Annotated in this window: 22 protein-coding genes; 7 read left to right on the forward strand and 15 right to left on the reverse strand. The window is 69.3% G+C overall.

Annotation, left to right across the window (positions count from 1 at the left end; all coding sequences use genetic code 11):
• Positions 1 to 40: 40 nt before the first annotated feature.
• Entirely contained in the window at positions 41 to 1939 is a 1899-nt protein-coding gene (locus ASC59_RS07245; protein WP_055820147.1) for a thioredoxin domain-containing protein, read from the reverse strand.
• A 41-nt stretch (positions 1940 to 1980) separates the two neighbouring features.
• Between ASC59_RS07245 and ASC59_RS07250 the strand changes: the two genes are divergently transcribed.
• Positions 1981 to 2853, forward strand: a complete 873-nt coding sequence (locus tag ASC59_RS07250; RefSeq protein WP_055820150.1) for a hypothetical protein — start codon at positions 1981 to 1983, stop codon at positions 2851 to 2853.
• A gap of 14 nt (positions 2854 to 2867) precedes the next feature.
• On the opposite strand, the gene ASC59_RS07255 is transcribed toward ASC59_RS07250, so the two are convergent.
• From ASC59_RS07255 to ASC59_RS07280, 6 genes are all read right to left on the reverse strand, one after another.
• On the reverse strand, positions 2868 to 3701 hold the full coding sequence (locus ASC59_RS07255; RefSeq protein WP_055820152.1) for an aldo/keto reductase: 834 nt from the start codon (positions 3699 to 3701) through the stop codon (positions 2868 to 2870).
• A 134-nt stretch (positions 3702 to 3835) separates the two neighbouring features.
• Complete coding sequence (locus ASC59_RS07260; protein WP_235492610.1) at positions 3836 to 4222, reverse strand: PPOX class F420-dependent oxidoreductase; 387 nt, start codon at positions 4220 to 4222, stop codon at positions 3836 to 3838.
• A gap of 48 nt (positions 4223 to 4270) precedes the next feature.
• A complete protein-coding gene (locus ASC59_RS07265) occupies positions 4271 to 5023 on the reverse strand; it encodes an ABC transporter permease (RefSeq protein ID WP_055820157.1) in 753 nt (250 codons plus the stop codon).
• Entirely contained in the window at positions 5020 to 5982 is a 963-nt protein-coding gene (locus ASC59_RS07270) for an ABC transporter ATP-binding protein (RefSeq protein ID WP_082513463.1), read from the reverse strand. Before ASC59_RS07270 ends, ASC59_RS07265 begins: the two co-directional genes overlap by 4 nt.
• Positions 5979 to 6275 (reverse strand): transcriptional regulator, encoded by a 297-nt coding sequence (locus ASC59_RS07275; RefSeq protein WP_055820160.1) that lies wholly within the window; start codon positions 6273 to 6275, stop codon positions 5979 to 5981. The genes ASC59_RS07270 and ASC59_RS07275 overlap by 4 nt, the downstream gene beginning before the upstream one ends.
• Entirely contained in the window at positions 6268 to 6978 is a 711-nt protein-coding gene (locus tag ASC59_RS07280) for a hypothetical protein (protein ID WP_157487948.1), read from the reverse strand. Before ASC59_RS07280 ends, ASC59_RS07275 begins: the two co-directional genes overlap by 8 nt.
• A gap of 195 nt (positions 6979 to 7173) precedes the next feature.
• Between ASC59_RS07280 and hrpA the strand changes: the two genes are divergently transcribed.
• A complete protein-coding gene (gene hrpA, locus ASC59_RS07285; protein ID WP_157487949.1) occupies positions 7174 to 11088 on the forward strand; it encodes an ATP-dependent RNA helicase HrpA in 3915 nt (1304 codons plus the stop codon).
• A 193-nt stretch (positions 11089 to 11281) separates the two neighbouring features.
• Positions 11282 to 11794 carry a GNAT family N-acetyltransferase gene (locus ASC59_RS07290; RefSeq protein WP_055820168.1) on the forward strand — a complete coding sequence of 171 codons (513 nt, stop codon included), beginning with the start codon at positions 11282 to 11284 and terminating at the stop codon, positions 11792 to 11794.
• Here ASC59_RS07290 and ASC59_RS07295 read toward each other — a convergent pair.
• From ASC59_RS07295 to ASC59_RS07325, 7 genes are all read right to left on the reverse strand, one after another.
• Positions 11755 to 13176 (reverse strand): aromatic amino acid lyase, encoded by a 1422-nt coding sequence (locus ASC59_RS07295; protein WP_055820171.1) that lies wholly within the window; start codon positions 13174 to 13176, stop codon positions 11755 to 11757. The two genes, ASC59_RS07290 and ASC59_RS07295, sit on opposite strands and share 40 nt — an antisense overlap.
• Positions 13176 to 14477, reverse strand: a complete 1302-nt coding sequence (locus ASC59_RS07300; protein WP_055820175.1) for an NtaA/DmoA family FMN-dependent monooxygenase — start codon at positions 14475 to 14477, stop codon at positions 13176 to 13178. Before ASC59_RS07300 ends, ASC59_RS07295 begins: the two co-directional genes overlap by 1 nt.
• Positions 14474 to 15481, reverse strand: coding sequence for a PLP-dependent cysteine synthase family protein (locus ASC59_RS07305; protein ID WP_055820178.1), 1008 nt, complete (start codon positions 15479 to 15481; stop codon positions 14474 to 14476). Before ASC59_RS07305 ends, ASC59_RS07300 begins: the two co-directional genes overlap by 4 nt.
• Before the next feature lie 185 nt (positions 15482 to 15666).
• Positions 15667 to 16458: an amino acid ABC transporter ATP-binding protein gene (locus ASC59_RS07310; protein WP_442915075.1), complete on the reverse strand. Its 792-nt coding sequence runs from the start codon at positions 16456 to 16458 to the stop codon at positions 15667 to 15669.
• Entirely contained in the window at positions 16458 to 17423 is a 966-nt protein-coding gene (locus tag ASC59_RS07315; RefSeq protein WP_055820181.1) for an amino acid ABC transporter permease, read from the reverse strand. The genes ASC59_RS07310 and ASC59_RS07315 overlap by 1 nt, the downstream gene beginning before the upstream one ends.
• Positions 17423 to 18322, reverse strand: a complete 900-nt coding sequence (locus ASC59_RS07320) for an ABC transporter substrate-binding protein (protein ID WP_055820184.1) — start codon at positions 18320 to 18322, stop codon at positions 17423 to 17425. Before ASC59_RS07320 ends, ASC59_RS07315 begins: the two co-directional genes overlap by 1 nt.
• 15 nt (positions 18323 to 18337) lie before the next feature.
• Positions 18338 to 19174, reverse strand: coding sequence for a sulfurtransferase (locus ASC59_RS07325; protein WP_055820187.1), 837 nt, complete (start codon positions 19172 to 19174; stop codon positions 18338 to 18340).
• Between the two features lie 77 nt (positions 19175 to 19251).
• Between ASC59_RS07325 and ASC59_RS07330 the strand changes: the two genes are divergently transcribed.
• Together ASC59_RS07330 and ASC59_RS07335 are read left to right on the forward strand one after the other, a co-directional pair.
• Positions 19252 to 20478, forward strand: coding sequence for an MFS transporter (locus ASC59_RS07330; protein WP_055820190.1), 1227 nt, complete (start codon positions 19252 to 19254; stop codon positions 20476 to 20478).
• Between the two features lie 23 nt (positions 20479 to 20501).
• Positions 20502 to 21299: an aldo/keto reductase gene (locus ASC59_RS07335; RefSeq protein ID WP_235492611.1), complete on the forward strand. Its 798-nt coding sequence runs from the start codon at positions 20502 to 20504 to the stop codon at positions 21297 to 21299.
• Positions 21300 to 21505: 206 nt separating this feature from the next.
• Here the strand turns inward: ASC59_RS07335 and ASC59_RS07340 are convergent, their stop codons facing one another.
• Positions 21506 to 22489, reverse strand: a complete 984-nt coding sequence (locus tag ASC59_RS07340) for an aldo/keto reductase (RefSeq protein WP_055820195.1) — start codon at positions 22487 to 22489, stop codon at positions 21506 to 21508.
• Positions 22490 to 22651: 162 nt separating this feature from the next.
• Here ASC59_RS07340 and ASC59_RS07345 point away from each other — a divergent pair, with 162 nt between their 5' ends.
• Positions 22652 to 23617, forward strand: coding sequence for a DUF4349 domain-containing protein (locus ASC59_RS07345; RefSeq protein WP_055820198.1), 966 nt, complete (start codon positions 22652 to 22654; stop codon positions 23615 to 23617).
• 9 nt (positions 23618 to 23626) lie between these two features.
• Positions 23627 to 24790: an acyl-CoA dehydrogenase family protein gene (locus ASC59_RS07350; protein WP_055820202.1), complete on the forward strand. Its 1164-nt coding sequence runs from the start codon at positions 23627 to 23629 to the stop codon at positions 24788 to 24790.
• Positions 24791 to 24897 lie beyond the last annotated feature (107 nt).

Genomic DNA, 24897 nt, shown 5'->3' on the forward strand with positions numbered 1-24897 from the left:
CCGCCAGCGATCCAGCAACACGACGTAAGAGTGCGTTTTGTTACGGCTGTCGTTGCAATTCCGACGGGTCCGTCACCGGCAGGCGGCAGACGAAATCGCTGCAGAGATAGGCCGCCGCCGCTCCGTCGACACTGCTGCGGTACTCGAAGAGCTCGAAGCCGGCCTCGGCGAACTCCCGCGCCTGGGCATCGGTGACGATGGTGCTGACTGATGCCGGATGCCGAAGTGCGGCGTTCGTCAGAGCGTCGGCGGCGGCGGCCGGCGCACCGCTGGCGACGGCGACGGCCGCATCCGGGACCACCGTCACGAGTTGCACGATCGGCCGGGTCAGGCGCCGGAGCAGGGCGAGCGCTCCGCCGGCGGCGAGCGGGTTCGCGAGGGCGCCTGCGGCCGCGAAACCCATCGCCGTGCGTGCGGCGTCGAGGAAGTCCCGGTCGGCCGTGAGCAGGAACAGCCTGTGAGCTGCGTCTGCGGTCGCGGTCAAGCCCGATGGGTACGCACCCTCGGACGGGTCGACGCCCAGGGCGATGCCCTGCGCGGCGAGAACGGGGTCCGGTCCGCCGGGAACCCTGAAAAATCCGCCAGCGCTCGGCATGACAGCGGCGACGAGTTCCCGCGCTGCGGCAGCGTAGCGGGCGACGCCGCTGGCCAGGGCGAGGTCGAGCAGACCGCCGGCGAGCATGCCGTAGTCCTCGAGGGTGGCCGTGGCCTCTGACACCCGGCCGTCGAGCGACGAACGCACGAGCCTGTCCGGTCGCACGTGCTGGTCGAGAAGACGGTCAGCCGCGCGGGCGGCCGCGGCGACCCAGTCCGGGCGACCGAAGGCGAAACCGGCGCGACTCAGCCCACCGATGGCGAGGCCGTTCCAGCCCGTGAGCAGCTTGCGGTCGAGGGCTGGTGGCGTCTGGTGCGTGCGCCCCTCACGGTCGAGCGCGTAATAGCCGCCCTCGGAGCGTCGCCCGTCGATGGTGCTCTCCGAGTCCTGGGCGCTGGCGAATCCGCCGTCGGGGAGCTGCATCCGTTCGAGAAGGAAACGCGCGACCTCCGAGGCGACGGTGGCCGCCCACGGGTTCAGGTCTGGGTTCTGCCTCCACGCGGTCGTGTACGTGTCGAGAAGCAGGGCGTTGTCGTAGAGCATGCGCTCATAGTGCGGTTCGGTCCAGTCGGGGCGGGTGGCGTAGCGGAAGAAGCCGCCCTCGACGGAATCGCGCAGGGCCGAGGCCCCCATCGCCTTCAGCGAGCGGGTCGCTGATGCGGCGCCGTCCCCGCCTCCCTCCAGGAGGAAGGCGAGTACCGGGGCCACGGGGAACTTCGGCGCCGTGCCGAATCCCCCGTGAACGTGGTCCTCGAAGGCGATGAGTCCGGTGGCGGCGTCATCGAGGGCCGTGGCGTCGGGGAGGTCCACGTCGCCGTCCGGCGTCTGGGCCGAGGCAGCGCCGGCCGCCGCCAGCGCCTCTCCGATGGCCGAGGCCGTGCCCAGCACATCGGCACGGCGATCGGTCCAGGCATCGGTCACGGCACCGAGGAGCTGGAGGAATCCCGGAACACCCTGCACGGCACGCGGCGGATAGTACGTTCCCGCGAAGAACGCCAGGCCGTCGGGGGTGGTGAAGACGCTCAGCGGCCAGCCGAGCTCCTTCGTGAAGGCGCCCGCTGCGGCCAGATAGCTGGCATCGACGTCGGGATGCTCTTCGCGATCGACCTTGATGGCGACGAAGTTGTCGTCGAGGTATGCGGCGATCATCGGGTCGCTGAAACTCTCCCGCGCCATGACGTGGCACCAGTGGCAGGTGGCATAGCCGATGGACACGAAGACCGGCACGTCCCGGCGCTTCGCCTCGGCGAAGGCCTCGGCTCCCCATGGCCACCATTGCACCGGATTGGTGGCATGGGCGAGCAGGTACGGAGAGGTCGAGTCGGCCAGACGATTGAGCGCCATGTTCCCAGCCTACGACTGGTCGCGCGGCGTACTCTGGCCGCATGCCGACTGCCGACGATGGCCTCGAGGAGCGCTCAGCGCTGCTCGCCCGCGTCTACTCCGCTGCCGGTCAGGCCGAGCTCGAGCAGTCCTACCGCGATGCGACGAGCGGAGAAGAACTGCGGATGCGGCCCAGCGAGTGGGCGCTGCGGGAGTTCGACCGTGCCGCCGCGACGGCTGCCGCGACGGCCGCAGCAGCAGCAGCCGCCGCTTCGACGAGCGCCCGTCCGTCGACGGATCCTGGCACCCAGCCTGCGCAGCCCGGGCACGTCGACGGGGCTGAGGAGACCGCATCCGGCTCCGACACCGAATCGCGCTCCAGACGAGGCTGGCGCGGTGCAGCCCTCGTGGCCTCCGGCATTGCGGTCGGGCTGATCGCTGCGTACGGCGCCCAGAACGTCGTCGACGAGATGACCCCGCCGACCATGATCGGGCGCACCGGTGCCGTGTCGTACTTCGGCGCCGCCGAACCGCCGGTCGACCACGCCGTCCTGGCCGTCTTCGACCGCGCCGCGCCCGACGTGCGCTCGCTCCCGACGGAGATCCTCGCCGAGTTCGACGCCAGCGACCTGCAGCGCATCTACGACCCGTCGACCAACGGCGGTGGCTACGACATCTTCGCGGCGCGCAAGAGCCGGGACATGTTCTGCCTGGTACTGCTGAAGACCGGTGAGAACTACGAGGCGAACTGCGGGACGGAACAGCAGATCTCCGATGACGGCCTCCGCGTGACGGCGATCGTCCCTGCGGCTCGACCTGTCAGCCTGCTCGCGGACGGGCCGACTCCGACCCAGGCGCCCTGGCAGGTGGAAGCCCACTGGAACCGCGACGGGACTTTCTCGCTGTCGGGGTCGCCAGTGGGTTTCACCGGCTAGATCCGGTTCTGGGTCTACTCCACCTCGTCGGGGTGCGCGCTCACACGCCCCTCGCGCTCGAGCGCCGTGATCGCGGCGACCTCGGCATCCGTCAGCGAGAAGTCGAGGACGTCGAAGTTCTCCGCCATGCGCTCCCGACGGTTCGACTTCGGGAAGACGATGTTGCCCGTCTGGAGGTGCCAGCGGATGACGACCTGGGCCGGCGTCTTGCCGTGGGCGGATGCCGCACCTGCGACGGCCTCGGCCTCGAAGAGCGGGTACTTGCCCTGTCCGAGTGGACCCCACGCCTCGATGTGGATGCCGTGCTCGCGGGCGAACGCCGTGACGGCCGGCTGCTGGTGCGCCGGATGCAGCTCGATCTGGTTGACGGCGGGAACGACGTCGGTGCTGGCGAGGAGCTTCTCGAGGTGAGGGACGAGGAAGTTCGAGACTCCGATGGAGCGTGCGCGGCCGGACGCCTGGATCTGCTCGAGTGCCTTCCAACTCTCGACGTAGCGGTCCTTCTTCGGGCTCGGCCAATGGATGAGGTAGAGGTCGACGTAGTCGAGCCCGAGCTGCTCGAGGCTGCGGTCGAAGGCGTCGAATGCCGACTGCGTGCCCTGGTCGTCGTTCCAGAGCTTCGTGGTGACGAAGAGATCGTCGCGGGCGATGCCGGAGTCGGCGATCGCCTTGCCGACGCCGGATTCGTTGCCGTAGACCTTGGCGGTGTCGAGGTGGCGGTAGCCGACCTCGAGCGCGGCGGTCACGATGCGCTCCGTCTCGGCCGGGTCGACCTTGAACACGCCGAAGCCGAGCTGCGGGATCGTGTGGCCGTCGTTGAGGGTGATGCTGGGAACGGTGTTCGTCATGTTCTCAATCCCATCACGGATGCGAGGCACACTCCCGGGGGTTGACGTGGGGTGCCCGTGGGTCGTCACGCCATTTCGCGGGGATCCGCGCCACCCGATGTGGCGCGAACGCACACGAACTGGCGTGGCAGGCCTCAGCCCTGTCCGCTGACCTTCTCGGGGTCGATGGTCAGGATGATGCGCTGCTGGTCGCGGCCTCCGTACCAGGGGTAGGCGCGACCGGTGTACTTCTGCGACAGCGCCTCGATGCTCTCCTCGCCGCCCTCGGTGGTCATCGCGGTGACGCGACCGCGCACCTGGATGAAGCGGAACGGGTTCTCCGGGTCCTGGATGGCGACGGCGACCCGCGGGTCGCGGCGGACGTTGCGCACCTTGAGGTGGGTGACGACGGAGTTGATGATGACGTTGCTGCCGTCGGTGTCCACCCACGTCTCGGTCACCTGAGGTGAGCCGTCCTTCATGATGGTGGAGAGGAAGCAGGGGCTGGGCTGGCGGAGCAGGGCGAGGAGCTCGGGGGTCATCGGCATAGTGCCTTCAACGCTAACCGCGTTTCGGCGGGCATCCGTTCGTCAGCGGTAGCGGCGGCCCTCGTCGCGTCGGAACAGCAGCAGCGCGAGTGTGAAGGTGACGATCGTCCACGCGAGGACGCCCAGCCACACCCACGGCTCGAGCTCTCCGCCCTGCACGGCCCAGATGACGAGCTCGCGGGCCTGCCGCGACGGCGTGAACATCGAGATGGTGTTCAGCCAGTCGGCGAAGAGGAAGGGCGGCAGGAACAGTCCGCCGATGAACGCGAGCGCGAACATCACCACCTGCACGACCGCGATGGCCGCCTTCGACGGCATCGAGTATCCGATGCAGATGCCGATGAACATGAACGTCAGTCCTGAGACGGCGAGCGCCACGAAGCCGGCGAGCACATTGCCGAGGGGCGCCTGGGCCGCGGTCGCGAGCCCGCCGATCACGATCACCGGGATGATCGCGGCGAGACCGAGGGCGCCTGTCGAGAACACGTGTGCCAGCACTCTGGCCACTCCGGGAGCAGGCAGGGTGCGCAGGTAGGGATCCCACGGCTTCTCACGCGCCTCGGAGATGGTGAGTCCGAAGCCGAACAGTGCATTCGACATCACGGCGAAGACGCACAGGGAGATCACGGCCTGCGTCGCGAAGACGGGATCGTCGGCGACGGTGCGCTGCGGAACCACGAAGAACAGCAGGGCGAGGGAGGGGAAGGCCAGCGAGCCGATGAGGGCGATCGGGATGCGCGCCGTCTCGATGATGGAGTACTTCGCGTGCAGCAGGGTGAGCTGGACGGTGCTCATGAGCCGGTTCCTTCCGACGTGGCTTCGACGGAGCCGGGAGCCGCGTCTCCGGTGAGGGTGAGGAAGGCCTCCTCGAGCGTGGCGCCGCGCACGGCGAGGCCGGAGAACGGGATGCCCGATCGCACCAGGTCGACGATGAGCCTGTCCGAGTCCTGGGCGTAGAAGGTCGTCGAGCCGTCACCGGATGCCTCGTGCCTGACGACGCCGTCGAGGGCTGCGATGCGCCACACCTCGGGCGAGACCAGCCGCACCTGGCGGAGCGCGACGCGGGCGAGCACCCGCGGCACCGTGTCGTCGGCGATCACCCTGCCGTGCGCCATCACCACGACACGCTCGGCCAGGGCCTCGATCTCCTCGAGGTAGTGACTCGTGACGACGACCGTCGCCCCGGCCTCGTGCTGGCGCCGGAGCGCGTCCCACAGGGTGCGACGGGCATCGACGTCGAGGCCGGTCGTCGGTTCGTCGAGCAGCACGAGCCGTGGTCTCCCCACGAAGGCCAGCGCCACGCTGAGCCTGCGCTTCTGCCCTCCAGACAGCGAGCCGGTCTGGCGTCGCAGGAGTTCGGTCAGCCCGAACTCCCCGGCGAGGTCGGCCGTCGGCATCCGCTCGGGAAAATGCCTGCCGACGAAGTCGATGACCTCGCCGACCCTGAGGGTGGCTGGCAATGCCGTCTCCTGCGGAGTGCTTCCGAGGCCGACGCGGTTGCGGTGATCGCCCGGGGATCCGCCGAAGAGGCGCACGGTTCCGCTCGACGGCGATCTCAGCCCTTCGAGCAGCGAGATGAGCGTGGTCTTGCCGGCCCCGTTGGGACCGAGCAGCCCCAGGATGCTTCCCGCCTCGATGTCGAGGGTGACGTCGTCGATGGCGAGCCTGTCGCCGAATCGTCGACTGACGTTCCTGAGCGATGCCAGCGTCGTGCCGGCCGGCGCGGGCGTGGTGGGCGAGTCTGCGGTGATCATGATGGGGTTCCCAATACGGATCTGAGGGTGTCCATGTAGTCCTCGAATGCCCGCCGCCCGGTCTTGCTGAGCGCCAGGTAGGTGACAGGGGTGCGGCCCTTGTGCGACTTCTCGACGTCGATGTAGCCGGCGTCCTCGAGCTTGCGCAGGTGAGTGGAGAGGTTGCCGGCGGTCATGTCGAGCAGCTCCTGGAGACGGGGGAACGCGATCGACTCCCCCGGCTCGCGTGTCGCGAGTGCCGCCGTGATGCGCAGGCGCGCCTGAGCGTGGATGACGGGGTCGAGGTCAGGCACGGGTCCGCGCTCCCGATGCCGGTGCCGACGCCTTCGTCCGCAGAGTGCGCAGGTGCACCGCCGAGGCGACGCCCAGCGCGAGGAAGCCGATGCCGCCACCGATCGCCAGCACCAGGTAGTGCGTCGGGTACCCGAAGTACGGCGCCACGACGGCGACGAGCACGGTCCAGCCGCCGAGGATGACCGAGGGCACAGCCCGCCAGATCGCACCCGCGACGATGAACATGACGCCGGAGAAGAGCACGTAGGCGGTCGGGTAGAAGATGTTCGCGAGCTCGCGGTCCATGCCGTTGACGGCGAGGGCTCCTCCGAACGCGGCGATGGCGACGCAGCCGACCCACCAGGTCATGCCGTACACGGCTCCGGTGAACGAGGATGCCGATGAGGCACGGATGCCGCGACTCGAGCGCACTCCGAGGAAGGTCGAGACGCCGACGGCCACCACGAGAAGCACGCAGAACACCGTGATGGCGACACCCGGCGGGATGCCGAACTCGGGCTGGAGTCCGTCGATGAGCCAGAGGCATCCGAAGCCCAGGAGCCAGACAACACCCCAGGTGAGCATGATGACCGGAACGAAGCCGCCCATCTGCCCCTGCACGCTGCGCTGCTGATCGTTCAACAGGGCCATCATCTGCTCGGGCGCCAGCGCCTCGTCGTCGCGATCGACGGAGGCGGCACCCCCGGTGTCGTGGTTCGTCATGGTCGACTCGCTCTCGTCATCGCACCGGTTCGGATCTGACTGCTGCAGGGCCACTTCGGTGCCGGGCTGCTTCGGTGCTGGTTAACTTTGTATCGCAAAGTACTCTGCAGTGTCAATGACTTTGTGCAACGGGGTGAGGTCCGTGCCGACCCCTCCGCCCGATCAGCACCGGGCACAGGCTTAAGATGGATGGCTATGGCTGAGACCGCGACGACCCCGACGATCCCGGTCATCACCTACCCTCCGGAGCTGCCCGTCAGCCGCATGCGCGGCGAGATCGCCGACGCCATCCGAGACAACCAGGTCGTGATCGTGGCCGGAGCGACGGGCTCGGGCAAGACGACGCAGCTGCCCAAGATCTGCCTCGAGCTGGGTCGCAAGAACATCGGCCACACGCAACCACGGCGCCTCGCTGCTCGCACGATCGCCGAGCGCATCGCCGAGGAGCTCGGCGACGAGCTGGGCGGCCTCGTCGGCTACCAGGTGCGCTTCACCGATCGTTCGTCGGCCGACACCCGCGTGAAGCTGATGACCGACGGCATCCTGCTCAACGAGATGCACCACGACAGACTGCTGTCGAAGTACGACACGATCATCATCGACGAGGCGCACGAGCGCAGCCTCAACATCGACTTCCTCATCGGCTACCTGAAGCAGCTGCTCCCCCGCCGCCCCGACCTGAAGGTCATCGTCACCTCGGCGACCATCGACCCGGCGAGCTTCGCGAAGCACTTCGCGGATTCCGACGGCAAGCCCGCTCCGATCATCGAGGTCTCTGGGCGCACCTTCCCCGTCGAGATCCGCTATCGACCCCTGGTCGCCGAGACGGAGGGCGATGACGAGGACGACGACGGAGCCGCCCGCGACGACAAGGACTACCTGCAGGGCATCATCGACGCCCTCGACGAGCTGGCACGCGAGTCGACCGGCGACGTTCTCGTCTTCCTCTCGGGCGAGAACGAGATCCGCGACGCCGAGGAGGCCGTGCGCGGCCACTACCAGGGTGGGGCATCCGTCACCGAGGTCCTCCCCCTCTACGGCCGACTCTCGTCCGCCGACCAGCACCGTGTGTTCGAGCCCTCGAAGACCGCCGGCGTCCGACGTCGCATCGTGTTGGCCACCAATGTGGCGGAGACCTCGCTCACGGTTCCCGGCATCCGGTACGTGGTGGATGCCGGAACTGCGCGCATCAGCCGGTACAGCGTGCGCTCGAAGGTGCAGCGCCTGCCGATCGAGGCGATCTCGCAGGCGTCGGCGAACCAGCGCTCCGGCCGTTCCGGCCGCACGAGCGACGGCATCGCCATCAGGCTGTACTCCGAGGAGGACTTCACCCGTCGCCCCGAGTTCACCGAGCCCGAGGTGCTGCGCACGAACCTCGCCGCCGTCATCCTGCAGATGATCTCGCTCGGACTCGGATCCATCGAGGACTTCCCGTTCCTCACTCCACCCGACTCGCGAGGCATCAAGGACGGCCTGGACCTGCTGAAGGAGCTGGGCGCGGTGGAGAAGGGCGCCTCGTTGCGTCTCACGCGCATCGGACGCGACCTCGCCCGCCTGCCCATCGATCCGCGCTTCGGCCGCATGGTCATCGAGTCGAAGACGCAGGCCGTGAGCCGCGAGGTGCTGGCGATCGTGGCCGGCATCACCATCCAGGATCCGCGGGAGCGTCCGCTCGAGAAGCGGCCCCAGGCGGATCAGCTCCATGCCCGCTTCGCCGACCCGACGAGCGATTTCCTCACCCTGCTGAACCTGTGGAACCACATCGAGAAGCAGCAGAAGGAGCTGTCGTCGAGCGCGTTCCGGCGACTCTGCAAGAGCGAGTTCCTCAACTACCTGCGCGTGCGGGAATGGCAGGACGTCTACCGCCAGCTGCGCCAGCTCGCGAAGCCGCTCGGCCTCACGGTGAACGACCGCGAGCTGGCGGGCGACTCCCCCGACGCCGACGGGATCCACAAGGCCCTGCTCTCGGGCCTGCTCTCCCACATCGGACTCAAGGACGAGAAGCCGGCCAAGGGAGCCGGCGGCCGCCCGCGCATCGAGTACATCGGTGCACGCCAGGCGCGCTTCGCCATCTTCCCGGGTTCATCGCTTGCCAAGAAGCAGCCGGATGCCGTCATGAGCGCCGAGCTCGTCGAGACCAGTCGCCTCTTCGGCCGCATGAACGCCGCCATCGACCCGGCCTGGGCGGAGCCGCTCGCCGGAGACCTGCTCAAGCGCAGCCACAGCGAACCGCACTGGGAGAAGACGCAGGGCGCTGTCGTCGCCTACGAGAAGGTGACGCTGTACGGAGTTCCGATCATCCCGAGGCGCCGGGTGCAGTTCGCCCGCATCGACCAGCCCTACGCCCGCGAGCTCTTCATCAGGCACGCGCTCGTGCAGGGCGAGTGGGACTCGAAGCAGGCCTTCGATCGCGCCAATCGCAAGCTCCGCACCGAGCTAGAGCAACTCGAGGAACGCACGCGTCGCCGCGACATCCTGTTCGATGACGAGGCCGTCTTCGAGTTCTACGAGAAGCGCATACCCGCCGACGTATATTCGACGCGGAGCTTCGAGGGATGGTGGCGGCGCGCTCGCAACGACACCCCCGACCTGCTCACGATGACGCCGGAGGCTCTGGCCCCAGAGGATGCACCCGAGGTCGACGAGACGGCCTACCCGCCGAGCTGGCGGCAGGACGACCAGCGCTTCACGCTGCGCTACCGCTTCGAGCCGGGCGCGGTCGACGACGGCGTCACGGCTGTCATCCCGCTGGCCCTGCTCGCCCGGGTGAGCCCGAACGGCTTCGACTGGCAGGTGGCGGGACTGCGCACAGAGCTCATCGCCGCCATCATCAAGGCGCTCCCGAAGGCCATCCGTCGACAGGTCGTCCCGGCGAACGACTGGGCCGTGAAGATCGCCGCAGAGCTGCCGGATGAGCCGGCCGACGAGCCGTTCACCGCCGCCGTCGCCGCGATCATCCAACGGCTGACGTACACGCCCGTCACGGCCGCCGATGTCGAGCTCGACCGCATCCCCGGCCACCTGCGCGTGACCTTCAGCATCGTCGACGACCGCGGCCGGCCCGTCGCCTCGGGCAAGGACCTGCGCGCGCTGCAGCTGCAGCTCGCCGACAAGGCTCGCGACGCCGTGGCCCGCACCTTCGCCGAGAAGCAGCCGCGCCAACGGGCCGGTGGCCCGACCCAGGTCGCTGCCGCCCGCGACGCCCTCACCGGCACCCGGCTGCGGCCCACCGGCGCGTTCAGCGAGCGCACCGGCATCACCACCTGGGACCTTGATGAGATCCCGCGTCATGTCGACACCCGCGTCGCCGGCAACTCGATCCGCGCCTACCCCGCCCTCGTCGACGACGGGGCATCGGTGAGCCTGCGTCTGCTGCCGACGGCCGAAGACCAGGCGGCTGCGATGCCGGGCGGCATCCGTCGCCTGCTCGCCCTCGCCGTTCCGTCTCCGTCGAGCTATGTGCAGCAGCACCTCACGAACACCGAGAAGCTCGCGCTGGCGGCAAGCCCCTATCGCAGCACGACCGCCCTGTTCGACGACTGCCTGCTGGCCTGCATCGACGACGTGCTCTATCGCATCGCCCCCGACGGCATGCTGTTCCAGCGCTCGGAGTTCGAGGCCGTGCGCGACCGCGTCTCCGGCGTGATCATGGAGTCGATGTTCGAGACCGTCGGGCTGGTCTCGCGCACGCTCTCCGCCGCCCGCTCCGTCGACAAGGCGCTGAAGGAGGCGACGAGCATGCAGGTCATCTCGGCGCTGACGGATGCCCGCGGGCAGGTGGGCGGACTGGTGTACCCGGGCTTCGTCTCGGCCACGGGGCTCGAGCGGCTGCGGCACGTGCCGCGCTACCTCAACGGCATCCTCGCCCGCGTGGTCAAGCTCCGCGAGAACCCGGCGCGCGATCGCGTGTGGATGACCGAGGTGCAGAACGCCACGGCGCGCTACGAGGAGGCCGGGGGCACGATCCCCATCGACGCGCGAGCGACACCGTCGCTCGTGAAGGCGCGCTGGATGATCGAGGAGCTGCGCATCAGCCTGTTCGCGCAGGAGCTGCGTGCAGCGGAGACGGTGTCGCTGCAGCGCATCGTGAAGGTGCTGAGCGGGCGCTGAGTCGGGTTGCCGGTTGCCTGACCAGGCTCCGCGGCCCCCTGGCGCTGGACATGCTTCCACTCGCCGGTTTCGGTCGCATCCACGCGCCCGAGCGACCAGAAGTGGCGAGCGGATGTCCCGAGACACCCGTGACGTCCGCAACGGTTCGTCATCCTGAGCAGGCACCCAGCCGGGCGCGAGTAGCGTTTCCCGCATGCCTGATCTCGACGCTGCTCCCGTCACCGTCGTCCACGTGCGCTCCGACGACGAGCTCGCCCGTCCCCTGGTCGAGGAGTTGTCGCGGGAGTACGACGAGCGCTACGGACTGAACGACGGCATCCCCTCGTCGGTCGAGCTCTCGCGCTACCCGGCCGAGCTGTTCACTCCCGAGTTCGGCGGGGACTTCCTGCTGCTGCTCGATGCCGCCGGGGACCCTGTCGCCGGCGGCGCATTCAAGCGCGCCGGCGACGACGCCGTGGAGATCAAGCGCGTCTGGACCCACTCCGCCCACAGGCGCCGCGGCCTCGCGCGGCGCGTGATGGCCGAGCTCGAGGCCGAGGCGTCGCGTCGCGGCATCCGTCGCCTCGAACTCACCACGGGGGCTCGCCAGCCCGAGGCTGTCGCGCTCTACCGCAGCCTCGGCTACACCCCGCTGTTCGATGTCGACGGCGACTGGGAGTCGTACGGCTACCTGCGGTTCGAGAAGACGCTCACCCCGGAGGCGTGAAGACTCTCCAGCAGGGCGGATGCTCTGGCGACGGCGTCGGGCGTCGGCCCCCCGCGGAGGCTCGCCACGGCTTCGAACAGGGGCTCGGATGCCGGCGACACCGTCGGCGGTGAGTCCGCCAGTGCCAGCAACTCCGCCGCGTGCAGGGCCTCGACGGCCAGCACGGTCCGGGTGAGCTGCAGGCTGCGCTCGAGCAGGCGAAGCGCGGCCGGGGCGAACGAGGCGACGTCCTCGACGCCCGAGAGCACCGTCGCACCCAGGGAGACGGGAGCGGCGAGCTGGCGCACCTCGGCGAGGGCGTCGGCGGCGGCGTACCAGGTGAGGCCGGGCAGCAGTGTGCGGCCGGCAGCGCGGTGCGTGCGCAATTCCGCCGACAGCAACGCGGTCCGGCGCTCGCTCGCGGCGGCCACATGGGCGAGCGCGAGGCGGGCGCTCTCGATGGCGATCGCCAGGCCCACGGCCGTGAAGTTGCCGCCGGACAGCATCCTGTCGCCGTCGACGACGGGGTTCTCCGGGCGTGCGGCCAGCTCGATGCCGAGCTCCCGGTCGATGGTGTCGGCGATGTCCAGAGCAGCGCCGTGCACCTGCGGCGCCGTTCGCAGGGAGAGGGGATCCTGCACGCTCACGGCACGGTCGGCGTCCTCCAGGAAGCTCCCCTCGAGCGTGGCACGGATGCGCTCGGCGCTGCGGGTGGAACCGGTTCGACCCGTGGCCGCCTGGACGGCCGCCGAGTAGGGCGAGAGCGAGCCGGCCGGCCCGTGCGCACCGAGGGCCTGCAGGCTCAGCGCGACAACGGTGTCGGCTGCCGTGACGGTTCCACGGAGCTCGTCGACGGCGAGCGCGGCCTGGCCGATCGTCGCGGCGTTGGCGCTCAGGAAGGCGGCCGCCTCGTGCGGCGCGAGCACGAGGCCAAGCTCGCCGATGGCCGCGAGCAGTGCCGCGAGGTGGGTGAGGTCCCCAGCGCCGACGGAGCCGAGGCGATGCACAGGCGGCGGGTCGAGCAGGAGGGCCGCCGTGGCCTGCACCAGCTCCTCGCGAACGCCGGCACCGCCGTTCAGCAGCACGGCGAGCCGCGACGCGATGATGGCTCGCACCGCCTGCTCCGGCAGACTGTCGCCGGCACCGCCGTCATGGTTCGCCACGACCTGTCGCTGGAAGGCGGCGAGGTCCTCGATCCGCTCGTCACGACCGGCGCCGAGCCGCGTCGTGAGGCCGTAGACGGACTCCCCCGACGCCAGCACCCGCTCGACGACCGTCCTCGCGGCGCGCACGCGCTCCAGTCCGGCCTCGGCGATCACGACGGGTGCCCCGGCTGCGATCCGGCGGATGTCGTCCGGGGTCGCGGCTTCTGCACCGAGCTCCACCTCGGCCCTCTCGGTCATCAGAAGTCCAGCAGGTTCTGCCGCAGACCGCCGTCGCCGAGTTCGGTGCGGAGGACTCCCCGTCGCCTCAACGCAGGGACCAGCGGATCGAGGATGCGGTGCACGTTGGCCGGGTGCACGTGACCCGTGAACAGGAAGCCGTCTCCTCCGACCTGCTCGCCCAGCGTCGCCAGGTGGTCGGCGACCTCGTCTGGCGTTCCGATGACGGCGAGGCCGTCGCCCTGCGCGCGGGTCTTCAGGATCTCGCGGAGGGTCGAGCCGGCCGGCGCGCTCCTCACGAAGTTGTCGAGGGTGCCCTGATTGCTGTTGGTGCTGAGCTCGGGCAGCGGAGCATCGAGGTCGAACTGCTTGAAGTCGACGCCGGACAGATAGGAGACGGACTGCAGTGCCTCATCGATGGCCGCCTGGGTCAGCTCGGCCCGTGCCGCCCGCACCGCAGCCGACTCCTCGGCGTTCGCCGTCACGATCGGCTGCACGACGAAGAGCACGCGGATCTCGTCCGGGGAGCGTCCGGCGTCCTCCGCGGCCTGGCGCACAGCGTCGCGGTGCGCCCGCATCCGTTCCGGCGTCGATGCCAGAGCCAGCACGACGTCGGAGTTCCTGCCCGCGAACGCCTGCCCACGGCCGGAGGCACCGGCCTGCACCATGACAGGCTCCTCGGGCATCGGAGCGTTGGTGAGCGGACCGCGCACCCTGAAGAAGCGACCATCGTGGTCGATGGTGTGCACCTTGCGGTAATCAGCGAACACCCGGCCATCGGCATCCTCGACGATGGCGTCGGGCTCCCACGAACGCCACAGCTTGCGCACGACGTCGATCCACTCGTCGGCTCTGTCGTAGCGGAGGTCGTGCTCGATCTGCTTGTCGAGACCGTAGTTCTGGGCGGCGAGATCACTGCCGCTGGTCACGACGTTGAAGCCCAGGCGACCGTCTGCGAAGTGCTGCAGCGTCGACAGCAGGCGTGCGGCGGTGAAAGGTTCGTAGAAGCTCGCCGAGAGGGTGGGCACGATGCCGAGCTTCGAGGTGGCTCCGAGCAGATAGGGCACGAGCGGAAGCGGGTCGTGCTTCGGCACGAACCGGGCACTGGCGAGGTTCACCTCGGAGGTTCCGCCGTAGGTGTCCGGCACCGTCACGCCGTCCTCGATGACGAGGAGGTCGAGACCGGACGCCTCGAAGACGCGAGCGGCGTCCTGGTAGACCTGCGGCTTCTTCCAGTCGTAGCCGACGCCGTAGCTGTCATCACCCCAGCCCTGCACCCCGAAGCCCGCTCCCAGAAACCATCCGAAGTGCAGCAGGCTCATGAGTACAGTCCCTTGCTCAGGTAGTTGAGGCCGGAATCGGCCGAGATGACGGCGATGACGGATCCCGTTGGCGCCTCGGCGGCGACCTCGAGTGCCGTGGCGATGGCGAGGGCCGAGGACGGTCCCAGCAGCAGGCCCTCCTCGAGCGCGAGGGCACGGGCGATGTCGTGCACGCGGTCGTCCTCGATGGTGCGCACCTCGTCGATGACGGCGCTGTCGACGTTCCGCGGCCACCACTCGCGCGGCCAGCGGGTGCCGACGCCGTCGATGCGGATCGGGCCGTCGGCCCCACCGCCGTACGTCGAGCCGACCGGATTGGCTCCGATGACGCGCACGCGGCCGTCGGAGACGTGCCGCAGGTACCGTCCGACCCCGCTGATGGTGCCTCCGGTGCCGATGGCCGCCACGAAGTGGGTGACGAGGCCGGCGGTCTGGCGCCAGAGCTCCGGCCCGGTGGTGAGCACGTGCGCCTCGGGGTTGTCGGCGTTGTCGAACTGGCGCGACTGCCACGACCCGGGAGTCTCCGCGGCGATGCGCGTCGCGGTGGCCCGGGGGTTGGCCGGGTCGTCGGGAGATGCATCCCAGTCGGCCTCGACGAGTCGGGCACCGAAGGCGGCCAGGAGCGACTTCTTCTCGGCCGAGGTGTGTGCATCGTGCACGATGACGACGGGATGCCCGGTGAGACGGCCCACGAGCGCGAGGCCGATGCCGGTGTTGCCGGAACTCGACTCCACGATGGTGCCGCCCGGGGCGAGCGACCCCGAGGCCTCGGCGGCGCGCACCATGCCGAGTGCGGCGCGGTCCTTGGCCGATCCTCCCGGATTGCGACCCTCGAGCTTCACGACGACGCGCGCCGGCAGGCCGCGGGTCAGAGTCGAGAGCTCCACCATCGGCGTCTCGCCGATGAGGTGCGTCACGGACGGCAGCACCTCCCACGCCGGTGCGTCGAGAGCGGCCACCAGGGCGGGCGGCACCGCAGGCGACGGCGACTCGGCGATGGACATGGGAGACAGGCTATGTCGGCAACGGATGCCCGCCCCACGCGGGTTGCGTCGAGTTACGCCTCGGCCGCGCGCTTCGCGCAGGCCTCAGCGCAAGCGCGCACAACCCGCTCGGTGAGGACCGAGCGAAGCGACCGTCCGAAGCGCGCTTCGGTCGCGCGCTCTGCGCGGGCCTCAGCGAACGAAGATCACAGGACCTTCGAGAGGAACGCCTTGGTGCGCTGGTGCTGCGGGTTCGACAGCACCTCACGCGGATCGCCGGACTCGACGACGACCCCGCCGTCCATGAACACGAGCGAGTCGGCCACCTCGCGGGCGAACCCCATCTCGTGCGTGACCACGATCATGGTCATGCCCGAGGTCGCGAGCTCCTTCATGACGTCGAGCACCTCGCCGACGAGCTCGGGGTCCAGCGCGCTGGTCGGCTCGTCGAAGAGCATGAGCTTCGGATCCATGGCGAGGGCCCGCGCGATCGCGACGCGCTGCTGCTGGCCGCCCGAGAGGTGCGCCGGGTAGTAGTCGGCGCGCTCGGCGAGTCCGACGCGCGCCAGCAGGTCGAGGGCGCGCTTGCGCACCTCCCCCTTCTGCTGGCCCTTCACGCGAATGGGCGCCTCCATCACGTTCTCGATCGCCGTCATGTGGGGGAAGAGATTGAAGCGCTGGAACACCATTCCGATGTCGCGGCGCTGCATCGCCGCCTCCTTCGGCTTGAGCTCGTAGAGCTTTCCCCCGTGCTCGCGATAGCCCACCAGGTCGCCGTCGACGCTCAGCCGCCCGGCCGAGAGGATCTCGAGGTGATTGATGAGCCTCAGGAACGTCGACTTGCCGGAGCCGGATGGCCCGACGAGGCACATGACCTCGCCGCGCTTCACCTCGAGCGAGATCGACTTCAACACCTCGTTCGAGCCGAAGCTCTTCGAGACGCCGTCGGCGAGCACCATGGGGACGGATGCTGCCGCGGATGCTGTGGTGTCGGTCATCAGTGGCCTCCGGCCTCGGTCGATGCGGATGGCGCGATGACGGTCGGCTGACCGGCACCGACGACCGGCAGGGTTCCGGTCGGGCCGGCACCGGCACCCTTCTCGGGTCGGCGATCGCCGACGCCGCGTGCGAAGCGCTTCTCGAGGAAGTACTGGCCGATCATGAGGATCGAGGTGAACAGCAGGTACCAGAGCGACGCCACGATGAGCAGCGGAATGGGGTTGAACGTCTCGGCCGAGATGTCGCGCGCCCGGTTGTAGAGGTCGAGGCCGAATGGCACGGCGGTGACGAGCGATGTGGTCTTCAGCATCGAGATCACCTCGTTGCCCGTCGGCGGGATGATGATGCGCATCGACTGCGGGATCACGACCCGCAGCATGGTCTGCGACCAGCTCATGCCGAGTGCCGTCGCCGCCTCCTCCTGCCCACGATCGACCGACAGCAGGCCGGCACGAACGATCTCGGCCATGTAGGCGGCCTCGTTCAGCGCCAGGCCGATCACGGCGATCCAGAACACGCTGATCACGTTCTTGGTCTCGAACGACGCCCACGGCTCCGTGAATGGCACCCCGATGTCGATCGACTGGTAGATCACCGCGATGAGTCCCCAGAACGTGAGCTGCACGTAGATCGGTGTGCCGCGGAAGATCCACAGGTACACCCACGCGACGCTCTTGACGACGGGGTTGGGCGAGAGCCGCATGACGGCGAGCAGGATGCCGAGCACGATGGCGATCACCATCGACAGCACCGTGAGCTCGAGGGTCACGAGGGCCGCCTGCGAGATGCGCCTGTCGAAGACGTACTTGCCGACCGCCTCCCAGTCGAACGCCGGCCTCTGGGCGGCGTCGATGACGACGAGCGCGACGATGAGGATCAGCACCACGGCGAACACGTTGCGCCACGGATGCTTCAGCTTGATGGCCTTGATCGGCTCAGGCCGACGCTCGTCGTCCGACATCATCAGCCGTTCGATGCCGCGTTGATGGTGGCCTCGGTGATGCCGCCGTCGGCGACGCCCCACGACTCGAGGATCTCGGTGTAGGTGCCGTCGTCCATGAGTGACTGCACCGCCGCCTGGATGGCCTCGGTGAGTCCGGAGTCCTTGCCGACGACGATGCCGTACGGTGCCTCGTCGAACGACTCGCCGGCAGCCTGCAGCTTCCCGTCCGTCTGCGAGATGGCGTAGAGGGTGACGGGCGAGTCGGCGCTCATGGCGTCGGCCTGGCCGAGGGCCACGGCGTTCGTCGCCGCATCCTGGGTGTCGTACTGCACCTTGTTGATCGGCTCCTTGCCCGCGGCGACGCACGCGTCGCTCTTGGCGGGAACCTCATCGGTGTCCTCGTAGGTGGTCGCCTGAACCGCGACGGTGAGGCCGCAGGCGTTCTCGGGGTCGATGTCGTTGCCCTTCGCCGATGCCCAGAGGATGCCGGCGGTGTAGTAGTTCACGAAGTCGACCTGCTTCTCGCGCTCGACGGTGTCGGTGAAGCTCGACTCGCCGATGTCGGCCTTGCCGCCGGTGACGCTCGGGATGATGTTGTCGAACTTGGCGACCTGGTACTCGGGCGTGAGGCCGAGCTTGGCCGCGACGGCTGCCGCGAGTTCGATGCCCCAGCCGATGGGCTCGCCGGCCTCGTTCTTGAACTCGTTCGGGGCGTAGGTCGGGTCGGTGCCGATGATGAGCTTGCCAGAGGAGGCGACCTTCTCGGGAAGGAGCTTGGCCGCCGCCTCGTCCTTGGTGGCTGTGGCCGTCGAGGCTCCGGTGGTCTCGGCCGGGGTCGAGTTGTCGACGCAGCCCGTGAGCAGCATCGCCGTCGCCGCCGTGGCGGCGAGAATGACCGGAAGGGATCTGGTGAGTCGCATGGAGATATCTGCTTTCTAGTTGGTGCTGGTGGAGACTGGTCGATCAGGATGGTTGGCCCACTGGGACCAGGAGCCCGGATAGAGGGCTGGTTCGAATCCCGCGATGGTGAGCGCGAGGGCGTCGTGCGCAGCCGTCACGCCGGAACCGCAGTACACGCCGACGGGATGCTCGGAGTCGACGCCCAGGCCCGAGAACCGCGCGGCCAGCTCACCGGGCGAGAGGAATCGGCCGTCGGCGTCGAGGTTGCCGGCGCTCGGAGCACTGACGGCGCCGGGGATGTGGCCGGCACGCGGATCGATCGGCTCGACCTCCCCGCTGTAGCGCTCGGCGGCACGGGCGTCGAGCAGTACGCCGCTGGCCGGAAGCGCTGCAGCCTCGTCGATGTCGAGCACCGCGAGGTGGCCGTAGCGCAGGGTGACGTCGCCCGGCGGCGGAGCCGCGGCATCCGTCGACGTCGGACGACCCGCGGCGGTCCAGGCCGACCACCCGCCGTCGAACAGGCGCACGTCGGCGACGCCGGCGTGGCGCAACAGCCACCAGGCGCGGGCTGCGGACTGTCCCCCGCGGTCGTCGTAGACGACGACGGCATCGCCCTGGTTCAGTCCCCACGATCGTGCGGAGCTCTCCAGGTCGGTTTCGGAGGGAAGCGGATGCCGGCCGTCCGTCGGAGCGCCGTGCCCCGCGAGCTCGGTGTCGAGGTCGACGTAGACCGCGCCGGGGATGTGACCGAGCGCGTATTCGTCGGCGCCGTCCGGCCCTCCGAGGCTCCAGCGCACGTCGAGGAGCTTGGGCGCGGCGTCGCCGGACAGCGATGTGGCGAGCTCGTCAACGCTGATGAGCTGGTCTGGCATGGCACCCCTCGGGTTCGTGATCAGTACACGCTAACCCGCTGACGGGGCGAACGACCAACCGGATAGTCTGGATCATCGTGAGCGCCTACTCCGATCTCCTGAAGACGCCGGGCGTCGCCCGGATCATCAGCGCGCAGCTCACGGCCCGCTTCCCGTTCGGGATGCTGTCGCTCGCGTTCCTGCTCCACATCGAACAGCAGACGGGCTCCTACGGGTCGGCTGGACTGGTCCTCGCTGCCACCAGCATCGGTCAGGCCATAGCCGGGCCGCTGACCAGCCGTCTCATGGGCGTCTGGGGCATGCGGCAGGTGATCGCCGTGACCATCGTGATCTGCTCAGCCGCCGTCACCGCCATCGCGCTGCTGCCGCTCACCGTGCCCTGGTACATGGCCGTCGGTGCCATCGCCGGACTCAGCATGCCGCCGATCCAGCCGGCCGTGCGCACGATCTATCCCAAGATGGTCAACTCGCGCCAGCTGACCCCCCTCTTCTCCCTCGACGCGACCGCCCAGGAGATCATCTGGGTCGTCGGCCCCGTGGTCACCACCTTCATCGCCACGCAGATCAGCACGGTGTGGGGCATCCTCACCGCCGTGATCTTCCTCGTCGGCGGTGGGCTCTGGTTCCTGTCGTCACCCGAGCTGGGCCGGGTGCGCATCCCCCGCAGCAAGCGGCGCTTCGGGACCGTGCTCCGACGTCCACCGGTCATGCTGGCGACAGTCGTCGGCTTCCTCCTCGTCGGCGCCTGCGCTGCCATCGAGGCCGGCGTCGTGGCGGTGTTCGGCCACGGCGGAGCAGAGGCCGGCATCGTTCTGGCGATCTTCTCCATCGGGTCCATCGCCGGTGGCCTCAGCTTCGGCCACATCGCCATCGGCCCGTGGGCGAGCGCCCGCCGCATGTTCATCGTCTTCGTGGGCACCGCGGCAGCCATGATCGGCCTCGTGGCGATGGAGGGTCAGGAGTTCCTCTGGCTCTCCGTCACCCTCTTCGTCGCCGGCATCGGAATCGCCCCGGCGCTGGCCGTGCTGTTCGCCATGGTGTCGGCGAGCGTCAAGTTCAGCGACACCGCCGAGGCGTACGGCTGGGTGGGCACCGGACAGCTCATCGGCGCGGCGCTCGGCTCCGCCGCCGCCGGCTTCCTGATCGACACCGGCGGACCGGTCGGAGCGTTCTGGGCCGCCACGGCGTTCGCCCTCGTCGGATTCATCGTTCCGGTGGTCGGCAAGCGCTGGCATCCCGACCTGCGCGGTCGCGATGCGAGCCCCCTGCCCGACACCGAGCCCGTCCCCGTGCAGCCGAGCTGATGGACCTCTCGCATCGCCTCACGATGAGCGACGGACTGAGCATCCCGCAGCTCGGTCTGGGCGTATACAAGATTCCGGATGCCGACACCCCGGCAGCGGTCGTCGCCGCCCTGGATGCCGGCTATCGGCACGTCGACACGGCGTCGCTCTACGGAAACGAGACCGGGGTGGGACTCGGGATCGACGACTCGGGGATCGAGCGCGACGACGTGTTCGTCACCTCGAAGGTCGGCAACGCCGATCACGGCTTCGATGAGACCCTGCGCGCCTTCGACGAGAGCATGCGGCGCCTCGCCCTCGACAGGCTCGACCTCTACCTCATCCACTGGCCCGTGCCCAGCACCGACCGCTACGTGCAGACCTGGCGCGCCCTCATCAGGCTCAGCGAGGAGGGGCGCGTGAGCTCGATCGGCGTCTCCAACTTCCACCGCCATCACCTGCAGCGCCTGCTCGACGAGACCGGCGTTCACCCGGTCGTGAACCAGGTGGAGCTGCATCCGTGGCTGCAGCAGCGCGAGCTGCGCGCCTTCCACGCCGAACACCTCATCGTCACCGAGGCCTGGTCGCCGCTGGCTCGGGGTCGGGCGGTCTCTGATCCGACGCTGACCGCCATCGGCCAGCGCCACGGCAAGACCGCCACCCAGGTGGCCATCCGCTGGCACCTTCAGGAGGGCACCGTGGTCATCCCGAAGTCGGCGTCGCCGGAGCGCATCCGTGCGAACGCCGACGTCTACGACTTCGAGCTGTCGGATGCCGACGTCGACGCGATCGCGGCGATGGACTCCGGTGAGCGCACCGGGCGGGATCCGGACGACGACTAGGCGCCGACCCACCCCGCCGGTCGAGTAGGCCGCGAGCGCAGCGAGCAGACACCCCGCTGGTCGAGTAGGCCGCGAGCGCAGCGAGCAGCCGTATCGAGACCATCATCACGACGGCGATACTCGAGGATGCGCCGCACTGCAGGTGATCTCGATACGTGTCCGACTTCGTCGGTCACTACTCGATCAGCGAGGGGTCAGGGCCCCGCTCACCACCGCGGGTGGATGAGCGACCGCAGCCTGCGATCGTAGAGGTCGGCGACAGCAGCGTCGAAGTCGGCGCCCAGGGGCGGCGTCGAACCGGCGGCGGCGTTCGCGACGGCCTGTTTCACCGAACGCGCTCCCGGGATGACGGCGCTCACGGCGGGGTGCTGGGCGATCCAGGCGAGTGCGGCCTCGGCGACGGGGACGCCATCCGGAACCAGCTCGGCGAACTCGTGGGCGGCCTCGAGCCCCGTCTCCCACGGCACTCCCGAGAACGTCTCCCCCACGTCGAATGCCGAGCCGTCGCGGTTGTAGTTGCGGTGGTCGTTGGCCGCGAAGGTCGTCTCCCGGGTGTACTTGCCGCTCAACAGGCCGGACGCCAGCGGAACGCGCGCGATGATTCCGACGCCGGCGGCCTGCGCCGCCGGCAGCACCTCGTCGAGCGGCTTCTGCCTGAAGGCGTTGAAGATGATCTGCACGCTCGCCGTACCGGGCCTGGCGATGGCGTCGAGGGCCTCGGTGCAGGTCTCGACGCTCACCCCGTAGTTCGCGATGACGCCGTCGGCCACGAGGGTGTCGAGAGCGTCGTAGACCTCACCGCTGGTGAACACGGCCGACGGCGGGCAGTGCAGCTGCACGAGGTCGAGGGTGTCGACGCGGAGGTTCCGCCGCGAGCGATCCGTCCACTCCCGGAAGTTCGCCAGAACATAGTTCTCCGGAAGCTGGTCGACGCGGCGCCCCATCTTGGTCGCGACGGTGATGCCGTGACCGGGGTTGTCGGCGAGGAAGCCGCCGATCAGGCTCTCCGATCGGCCGTCGCCGTAGACGTCGGCCGTGTCGAAGAAGGTGACCCCGGCGTCGACGGATGCGGCGAGCACATCGAGCGCATCGGACTCGCTCACGTCACCCCAGTCCGCTCCGAGCTGCCAGGTGCCGAGACCGATGACCGAGACTGTGCGGCCGGTACGTCCGAGAGTGCGATGTTCCATGACTTCAGCCTAGGCCGGACCCGAGGCGGCCGATCGGATCGCTCTGCGGAGTGGTGCCGTCCCCGCCGGCGGAGCGCGCAGAGCTCCCGCGATACCCGATCGTGACATCACGATCGGGTTGCGTCCCACCCTGCCGCTGATCAGCGGTTCTACAGTGCAGGCATGAAGCGCGCGCACTTCGCCACCGTCGCCACCGTCGTCGCCGTGGCCGCCACCCTGCTGCTCGCCGGATGCTCGGCATCCGGTTCGTCCGAGTCCGAGTCCGGCCGCGACTCGGTCGCGGAACCGGCACCGGCCGACGGCGCCTTCGACGCGGGCGGCGAGTCCGCCGATGAAGCCGCCGGCGGGAAAGCCCCCAGCGTCGAATCCCGTGACGTCGTCACCACGGGCACGATGTCGGTGACGGCCGACGACCCCGTCCAGGCAGCCGGTGAGGCGGCGGCTCTGGTCGATGCCGCCGATGGACGCGTCGACTCGCAGAACGAGCAGCCGGGCACGGATTCGCAGCCGGCGCGGGCATCCCTGGTGATCAGGGTTCCGGCGGATCGCTACACGGAGCTCGTCGCCGACGTCGAGAAGCTCGGCGACGTGACCGGCTATGCGACGGAGGCGACCGACGTCACGCAGCAGAAGCAGGACATCGACGCACGCATCAGTGCTCTCGAGACCTCGACGAAGAGACTCGAGAGCCTCATGGCCGACGCGGACTCCACCGCCGACCTCATCGAGATCGAGAACGCCCTCTCCGGACGCCAGGCCGAACTCGACAGCCTCACCACCCAGCGGGACTACCTTGCCGACCAGGTCGCCTTCTCCACGCTGTCGGTCGACTTCACGGCACCGGGCGTCGTCTCCCCCGGGTCTCCGCGCACGTTCTGGGACGGCTTCCTCGCCGGCTGGAACGCCCTCGTCGCCTTCCTCGCGGGAACCCTCGTCGTCATTGGCGCGTTCCTGCCGTGGCTCCTGCTGGTCGCCGCCATCGCCGCGATCGTGCTCCTCATCGTGCGGATGTCCAGGCGTGGCCTCCGGACGCCGCAACCCGCGGACGGTCAGGCAGGTGCTCCCGACCAACCGGCGCCGGAGCCGGCATCTGTCGCCGAAGCCGATGCTGTGGACAGCCGCGCGTAGTGTGATGGCGTGAGCTCAGCACCCGACACCCCCCTCCTCGACGACGCCCTGCTGGAGCGGATCCGTTCCCGTGCCGCGGGCTACGATCGCGACAACGCCTTCTTCACCGAGGACTTCGACGAACTCGTCGCCGCCGGATACCTGCGCGCCCTCGTGCCGGCCGAGTTCGGCGGCCTCGGACTCTCGCTCGAACAGGTCGCACTCGAGCAGGTGCGTCTCGGGTCCGCAGCACCGGCGACGGCCCTCGCGGTGAACATGCACCTCGTCTGGACCGGCGTCGCTAAGGTGCTCCACGAGCGCGGCGACTCCTCCCTCGACTTCCTGCTGTCGGAGGCGGGCGCCGGCGAGGTGTTCGGCTTCGGCATCAGCGAGTCCGGCAACGACCTCGTGCTGTTCGGATCGACGACGGATGCCGCCCCGCAGCTCGACGGCGGATACAGGTTCACCGGCACCAAGGTCTTCACCTCGCTCTCCCCGGCGTGGACGCGACTCGGCACGATGGGCCTCGACACCACCTCCGCCGACGCGCCGAAGATCGTCTACGGCTTCGTGGACCGCGCCGACGCCGGCGTCACGCGCAAGGACGACTGGAACACCCTCGGCATGCGCGCCTCGCAGAGCCAGTCCACCGTCCTCGATGGCGCATACTCCCCCGCCGACCGCATCATTCGGCGCCTCGATCCTGGCCCCAACCCCGACTCGCTCGTCTTCGCCATCTTCTCCAACTTCGAGATCCTGCTGGCTGCCGTCTACACCGGCGTCGGGCAGCGTGCCCTGGAGCTCGCGGTCGCCGCCGCTCACCGCCGCACCTCGCTCAAGGCCGGCGGCCGGTCCTACGCCCAGGACCCCGACATCCGTTGGCGCATCGCGGATGCCGCCATCGCCCAGGACGGCATCCGGCCCCAGCTCGTCGCCCTCGCCCGAGACGTCGACGACCAGGTGGATCACGGTGCGCAGTGGTTCCCGCAGCTGGTCGGGCTCAAGCTCCGAGCCACGGAGAACGCCCGTCGCGTCGTCGACCAGGCATTGCGCGTGTCGGGCGGCGGGTCGTACTTCGCCGGCAGCGAGCTCGGGCGGCTCTACCGCGACGTCCTCGCCGGGATCTTCCACCCCTCCGACGCCGAGTCGGCCCACAGCACCGTCGCCAACGCGTGGCTGGGGCCGATCGACTAGGACGCCGCTGCTCGATCCCGGAGTTCACGCGGGTGACTCCCGCCGAGAACGATGACCTTGCGGGTGCGAACGCCTCGCCACCCACCCGGACTACGATCTCGGCGAGA

Origin of the sequence: Leifsonia sp. Root1293 (genome assembly GCF_001425325.1) — a bacterium.
Lineage (GTDB): Bacteria > Actinomycetota > Actinomycetes > Actinomycetales > Microbacteriaceae > Orlajensenia.

Bases quoted from the DNA above. Each gene is read 5' to 3' on its own strand.
- ASC59_RS07245 (WP_055820147.1), bottom strand. From the start codon at position 1,939: ATGGCGCTCAATCGTCTGGCCGACTCGACCTCTCCGTACCTGCTCGCC.
- ASC59_RS07250 (WP_055820150.1), top strand. From the start codon at position 1,981: ATGCCGACTGCCGACGATGGCCTCGAGGAGCGCTCAGCGCTGCTCGCC.
- ASC59_RS07255 (WP_055820152.1), bottom strand. From the start codon at position 3,701: ATGACGAACACCGTTCCCAGCATCACCCTCAACGACGGCCACACGATC.
- ASC59_RS07260 (WP_235492610.1), bottom strand. From the start codon at position 4,222: ATGACCCCCGAGCTCCTCGCCCTGCTCCGCCAGCCCAGCCCCTGCTTC.
- ASC59_RS07265 (WP_055820157.1), bottom strand. From the start codon at position 5,023: ATGAGCACCGTCCAGCTCACCCTGCTGCACGCGAAGTACTCCATCATC.
- ASC59_RS07270 (WP_082513463.1), bottom strand. From the start codon at position 5,982: ATGATCACCGCAGACTCGCCCACCACGCCCGCGCCGGCCGGCACGACG.
- ASC59_RS07280 (WP_157487948.1), bottom strand. From the start codon at position 6,978: ATGACGAACCACGACACCGGGGGTGCCGCCTCCGTCGATCGCGACGAC.
- hrpA (WP_157487949.1), top strand. From the start codon at position 7,174: ATGGCTGAGACCGCGACGACCCCGACGATCCCGGTCATCACCTACCCT.
- ASC59_RS07290 (WP_055820168.1), top strand. From the start codon at position 11,282: ATGCCTGATCTCGACGCTGCTCCCGTCACCGTCGTCCACGTGCGCTCC.
- ASC59_RS07295 (WP_055820171.1), bottom strand. From the start codon at position 13,176: ATGACCGAGAGGGCCGAGGTGGAGCTCGGTGCAGAAGCCGCGACCCCG.
- ASC59_RS07300 (WP_055820175.1), bottom strand. From the start codon at position 14,477: ATGAGCCTGCTGCACTTCGGATGGTTTCTGGGAGCGGGCTTCGGGGTG.
- ASC59_RS07305 (WP_055820178.1), bottom strand. From the start codon at position 15,481: ATGTCCATCGCCGAGTCGCCGTCGCCTGCGGTGCCGCCCGCCCTGGTG.
- ASC59_RS07310 (WP_442915075.1), bottom strand. From the start codon at position 16,458: ATGACCGACACCACAGCATCCGCGGCAGCATCCGTCCCCATGGTGCTC.
- ASC59_RS07315 (WP_055820181.1), bottom strand. From the start codon at position 17,423: ATGATGTCGGACGACGAGCGTCGGCCTGAGCCGATCAAGGCCATCAAG.
- ASC59_RS07320 (WP_055820184.1), bottom strand. From the start codon at position 18,322: ATGCGACTCACCAGATCCCTTCCGGTCATTCTCGCCGCCACGGCGGCG.
- ASC59_RS07325 (WP_055820187.1), bottom strand. From the start codon at position 19,174: ATGCCAGACCAGCTCATCAGCGTTGACGAGCTCGCCACATCGCTGTCC.
- ASC59_RS07335 (WP_235492611.1), top strand. From the start codon at position 20,502: ATGAGCGACGGACTGAGCATCCCGCAGCTCGGTCTGGGCGTATACAAG.
- ASC59_RS07340 (WP_055820195.1), bottom strand. From the start codon at position 22,489: ATGGAACATCGCACTCTCGGACGTACCGGCCGCACAGTCTCGGTCATC.
- ASC59_RS07345 (WP_055820198.1), top strand. From the start codon at position 22,652: ATGAAGCGCGCGCACTTCGCCACCGTCGCCACCGTCGTCGCCGTGGCC.